Annotated in this window: 4 protein-coding genes; 1 reads left to right on the top strand and 3 read right to left on the bottom strand. The window is 66.0% G+C overall.

What is annotated here, in order from left to right; translation table 11 throughout:
* Window positions 1-31: 31 nt before the first annotated feature.
* From ABGA94_RS16725 to ABGA94_RS16715, 3 genes are all read right to left on the bottom strand, one after another.
* A complete protein-coding gene (locus tag ABGA94_RS16725) occupies window positions 32-1,228 on the bottom strand; it encodes an argininosuccinate synthase (protein ID WP_005417705.1) in 1,197 nt (398 codons plus the stop codon).
* Window positions 1,229-1,295: 67 nt separating this feature from the next.
* Window positions 1,296-2,306: an N-acetylornithine carbamoyltransferase gene (locus ABGA94_RS16720; RefSeq protein WP_005417714.1), complete on the bottom strand. Its 1,011-nt coding sequence runs from the start codon at window positions 2,304-2,306 to the stop codon at window positions 1,296-1,298.
* 319 nt (window positions 2,307-2,625) lie between these two features.
* Window positions 2,626-3,189, bottom strand: a complete 564-nt coding sequence (locus ABGA94_RS16715; RefSeq protein WP_111127503.1) for a hypothetical protein — start codon at window positions 3,187-3,189, stop codon at window positions 2,626-2,628.
* 186 nt (window positions 3,190-3,375) lie between these two features.
* Here ABGA94_RS16715 and cysS point away from each other — a divergent pair, with 186 nt between their 5' ends.
* A complete protein-coding gene (gene cysS / locus ABGA94_RS16710) occupies window positions 3,376-4,716 on the top strand; it encodes a cysteine--tRNA ligase (protein ID WP_375367819.1) in 1,341 nt (446 codons plus the stop codon).
* Window positions 4,717-4,801: the final 85 nt, after the last annotated feature.

The raw sequence follows: 4,801 nt of genomic DNA, 5'->3' as shown, positions 1-4,801 counted from the left end.
GCCGGCCAGCGGCCGGCGCCCCCGTCACAGGTCAACCGCGATTGACCTGCGCATAGACAGTCGAACTCATGCCGAACAGCTTGATGAAGCCTTCAGCCTCCTCCACGCCCCAGTCGGCCGACTGTGCGTAGGTGGCGCCCTTGGTGTTGAGCAGGTGCGGCGACTTCACCGCCACCGCGTCGACGCGGCCACCGCGGGTTTCCAGCACCACTTCGCCGTTGACCTTGGCCTGCGAGGACTTCAGGAAGGCCTCGATGTCGGTCTTCAGCGGGTCGTGGTAGAAGCCTTCGTACACCAACTCCACCCACTTGCGTGCGACGTCCGGCTTGAAGCGGTTCTGCTGCTTGGTCAGCACGGCATCTTCCAGCGCGCGGTGCGCGGCCAGCAGCGAAACCAGGCCCGGGGCCTCGAACACGATGCGACCCTTCAGGCCGATCACGGTGTCGCCGGTGTAGACGCCGCGGCCAACGCCGTACGGGGCGAACAGCTTGTTGAGCTGGGCCAGGATCTGGTCGCCCGGCAGCGCCTTGCCGTCCAGTTCCACGGCTTCGCCTTCAACGAACTTCAGGGTCACGGTCAGCGCCTGTTCCGGCCATTCGCTGCGCGGCGAGCACCAGCCACGCGCGCCTTCACCCGGGGCTTCCCAACGGTCGATCTCACCGCCGGACATGGTCACGCCCAGCAGGTTCTCGTTGATGGTGTAGGCCTGCTGCTTGGCGCGCACGCCGAAGCCGCGCTCTTCCAGGTACTTCTGCTCGTAGGCGCGGGTCTGGGTGTGTTCCTTCTGGATCTCGCGGATCGGCGCGATGATCTGGTAGTCGCCCAGTGCCTTCACAGCCAGGTCGAAGCGGACCTGGTCGTTGCCCATGCCGGTGCAGCCGTGGGCGATGATGTGGGTACCCAGCTCGGCAGCACGCTTCAGCGCGGCATCGACGATCAGGTAGCGGTCCGAAACCAGCAGCGGGTACTGGCCCTGGTAGCCTTCGCCGGCCCACACGAACGGCTTGACGAAGCCTTCCCAGATGGCCGGGCCACCATTGACGGTGACGTGGCTGGTCACGCCCAGTTCGGCGGCGCGCTTCTCGATGAAATCGCGCTCTTCATCATCCACGCCACCGGTGTCGGCGAACACGGTGTGCACGTTGTAGCCACGCTCCTGCAGGTACGGCACGCAGAAGCTGGTATCCAGGCCGCCGGAGAAGGCGAGAACGACGTCTTTGTTGCTCATGGGGGTCAGGTCCACTTGGGGGATGGGAATTCGGTAGAGCCGACCGCTGGTCGGCTGAAGTGTTGGATCAGCGCCCGGCAACCGCGGCCATGATCGCCTTCTGCACGTGCAGGCGGTTCTCGGCTTCGTTGATGGCGATGCACTGCGGCGAATCCATCACCGCATCGGTGGCCTTCACGTTGCGGCGCAACGGCAGGCAGTGGCTGAACACCCCGTTGTTGGTCAGCGCCATCTTCCGTTCGTCCACGATGAAGTGCTTGAACTGGTCACGGATCGGCTTTTCCGGTTCCCAGTTGCCGAAGAACGGCAGCGCGCCCCAGCTCTTGGCGTAGACCACGTCGGCGCCTGCGTAGGCGCTGTCGATGTCATGGCTGATCTTCAGCGAACCGCCGCTCTCGGCCACGTTCTGCTCGGCCCAGCCCATGTAGCGGTCGTCGAGGATGTAGTCGGCGGTCGGGCACAGCAGGGTCACGTCCATGCCCATGCGGGTGGCGATGGTCAGCGCCGAATTGGCAACGGCAGTGTTCAGCGGCTTGGGGTGGTAGGTCCAGGTCAGCACGTACTTCTTGCCGCGCAGGTCCTGGGTGCCGAAGTGCTCCTGCAGCGCCATGATGTGGGCCAGCTCCTGGCACGGATGGGTGATGGTCTCCATGTTGATGACCGGCACCGGCGAGTACTTGGCGAAGCTGTTGAGGACGATGTCCTGGCGGTCGTAGGCCCAGTCGACGAACTTGGGGAACGCGCGCACGGCGATGATGTCGCAGTAACGGCCCAGCACCTTGGCCACTTCAGCGATGTGCTCTTCGGTATCGCCGTCCATCACCGTGCCGAGGTTGAACTCGATCGGCCACGCATCCTTGCCCGGCTGCAGCACCACCGCGTGGGCGCCGAGCTGGAACGCGCCCAGTTCGAAGCTGGTGCGGGTGCGCATGGACGGGTTGAAGAACACCAGCGCGATCGACTTGCCCTTGAGCTGGTCGCCGAGCTTGTTGCGCTTGAACAGCGCGGCCTGGGTCAGCAGCGCGTCGAGATCGCTGCGGCTCCAGTCCTGGGTGTTCAGGAAGTGCTTGGGGGACATCATCTTTCCTTGCGTGGCGGCGCCGGGTTCGACGCAGTGGAAGGGAAAAGCAGGAACCAAAGGTGGAGCGAAAAGGTTGCAGTTGCAGCTTTCAGAACGCAGAAACGAAAAAACCCAGCCGGCGGGCTGGGTTTTTATCGGACGAACAGCAAAAAGCTCCGGTTACCCAGCGAGAATGTGGGGTTCCGGTCGACGCGCACGCGAGGTCATGCCCGACGCCTGTCGGGCTGCGCTGCTGTCGTGCTGGAAGTCGGTGAGCTTCATGGTCAACCATCTTTGCATGCGGCCGGGGCCGGCGCAAGGGGCCGGGGTCGCAGAATCAGGGATTGCCGGCCGCACCCTGCTCGGGGCCGACCCAGGGGGTGATCGACACCCGGATCTTGAGCCGGTTGCCGGGGTCTTCCGGTAGCCGCGAGCGGTACTTGGTGCCCTTGTAGACGTAATCCACGTCGTAGGCGATGGGCCGGCGGAATTCACGCCCCACCGGCACGATGCGGCAGTCGCGGGTCAGCATCGGACCGGTGTTGGCCGGCGCCGGGGCCGGCGACTCGGTTCCGACCTCCTCAACGGCCTCCTCGTCACTGCGCTTGAACATCGAGCGCACCGAGTCCCAGAAGCGGCTGATCCGGCCCTTGTCCTCGACCGGCTCCTCGCCGGTCACGTTCACCGGGGCCAGGGTCCGGGTCGACACCGGCTCGCAGTGCTCTTCGGTGCGGGTCGCACGCAGGGTCTGGAACACGGGTTCGACGTTCAGCACCTGCGCGTAGTCGAACTTCACGTTCTCCACGATCACCACCCGGTTGCGGGGCTCGGCCTCCTGGGCCAGCACCACGGCGGGCAGCGCCGACAGGCAGGCCAGGGTCAGCAACGCGGTGGATTTCATTGGCGACGGGAGCAAGGACACGGCAATAGTGTAGGCAGTGGCGAGCGCAAGGGGCTGAACATTACCCGTCCACGCTGCTCCTGCCCACCCCACCTGGAGGAACCGGCGTCCACCGGTGGCAGCCCGTGCCCCCAAACGGGGCCGACACGTTCTAAAATCACAGGCTTGTCCCCCAGCCACAGCCCCATGACCCTGCGCCTGCACAACAACCTGACTCGCCAGCTCGAACCGTTCACTCCGCTCGACCCGGCCTGTCCGACCCTGTATGTGTGCGGCCCCACGGTCTACAACTACGTGCACATTGGCAACGCCCGTGGCCCGGTGGTGTTCGGGGTGCTGGCCGATCTGCTGCGGCGCCGTTTCGGCGCGCTGCGCTACGCCCGCAACATCACCGACGTGGACGACAAGATCAACACCGCCGCGCGCGAGCAGGGCGTGCCGATCAGCACCATCACCGGCAAGTTCGCCGCTGCCTACCGTGAAGACATGGCCGCGCTGGGCGTGGTACCGCCGGACATCGAACCGGAGGTGACCGCGCACATTCCGCAGATCATCACCATGATCGAGCAGCTGATCGCCAGCGGGCATGCCTATGCCGCCGAGGGCCACGTACTGTTCGCAGTGGCCAGCTTCGACGGCTACGGCAAGCTCTCGCGCCGCGATCCCGACGAAATGCTGGCCGGCGCCCGCGTCGACGTGGCCCCGTACAAGCGCGACCCGGGTGATTTCGTGCTGTGGAAGCCGTCCAGCGACGACCTGCCCGGCTGGGCGTCGCCCTGGGGCCGTGGCCGCCCGGGCTGGCACATCGAGTGCTCGGCGATGGCCGCGGCTCACCTGGGTGAGACCATCGACATCCATGCCGGCGGCGTCGACCTGCAGTTCCCGCACCACGAGAACGAGCTTGCGCAGAGCGAATGCGCCCACGGCGGCAAGATCTTCGCCCGCTTCTGGCTGCACAACGGCATGCTCAACTTCGGCGGCGCCAAGATGAGCAAGTCGCTGGGCAACATCGAGCGCGTGCACGATCTGGTACGCCAGCATCCGCCGGAAGCGCTGCGCCTGGCCCTGCTGTCGGCCCACTACCGGCAGCCGCTGGACTGGTCCGATGCGCTGATCGAACAATCGGTGCGCACCCTGGACCGCCTGTACGGCACCCTGCGCGAACTGGCGTCGATCGAGGCCACGGCAGTGATTCCGGCCACGGTCGAGGCCACCCTGGACGACGATCTCAACACCCCACAGGCGCTGGCCGAAGTGGCCCGCATCGCCGCCGATGCGCGTCGTGCCACCGACCCGGCCGAGCAGGCGCGCCTGAAGGGTGAACTGCTCGGCGCCGGCCTGGCACTGGGCCTGCTGCAGGCCGATCCGGCGCAGTGGTTCGGCACCGCGGCCAGCGATGACGGCGACGATGCCCGCATCCAGGGCCTGATCGACGAGCGCGCCGCGGCCAAGAAGGCACGCGACTTCGCCCGTGCCGACGCCCAGTACCAATGTTGCCGAGATCACCCCGTGTACACCCCGCCGTGATCCATGGGAGGGCAAGCGGCTGAATCTGGTGTTACCGTCGATCAACAAGCAGCACTATTTCGGTGGCATCCATACGGCCGTACTG

The sequence above is a fragment of the Stenotrophomonas sp. 3diitr2024 genome (assembly GCF_042136455.1).
Classification (GTDB): domain Bacteria; phylum Pseudomonadota; class Gammaproteobacteria; order Xanthomonadales; family Xanthomonadaceae; genus Stenotrophomonas; species Stenotrophomonas sepilia.
Note: the sequence above shows the minus strand (reverse complement) of the source record. Positions and strands in the feature narration are given on the sequence as shown.

Bases quoted from the DNA above. Each gene is read 5' to 3' on its own strand.
- ABGA94_RS16725 (WP_005417705.1), bottom strand. From the start codon at position 1,228: ATGAGCAACAAAGACGTCGTTCTCGCCTTCTCCGGCGGCCTGGATACC.
- ABGA94_RS16720 (WP_005417714.1), bottom strand. From the start codon at position 2,306: ATGTCCCCCAAGCACTTCCTGAACACCCAGGACTGGAGCCGCAGCGAT.
- ABGA94_RS16715 (WP_111127503.1), bottom strand. From the start codon at position 3,189: ATGAAATCCACCGCGTTGCTGACCCTGGCCTGCCTGTCGGCGCTGCCC.
- cysS (WP_375367819.1), top strand. From the start codon at position 3,376: ATGACCCTGCGCCTGCACAACAACCTGACTCGCCAGCTCGAACCGTTC.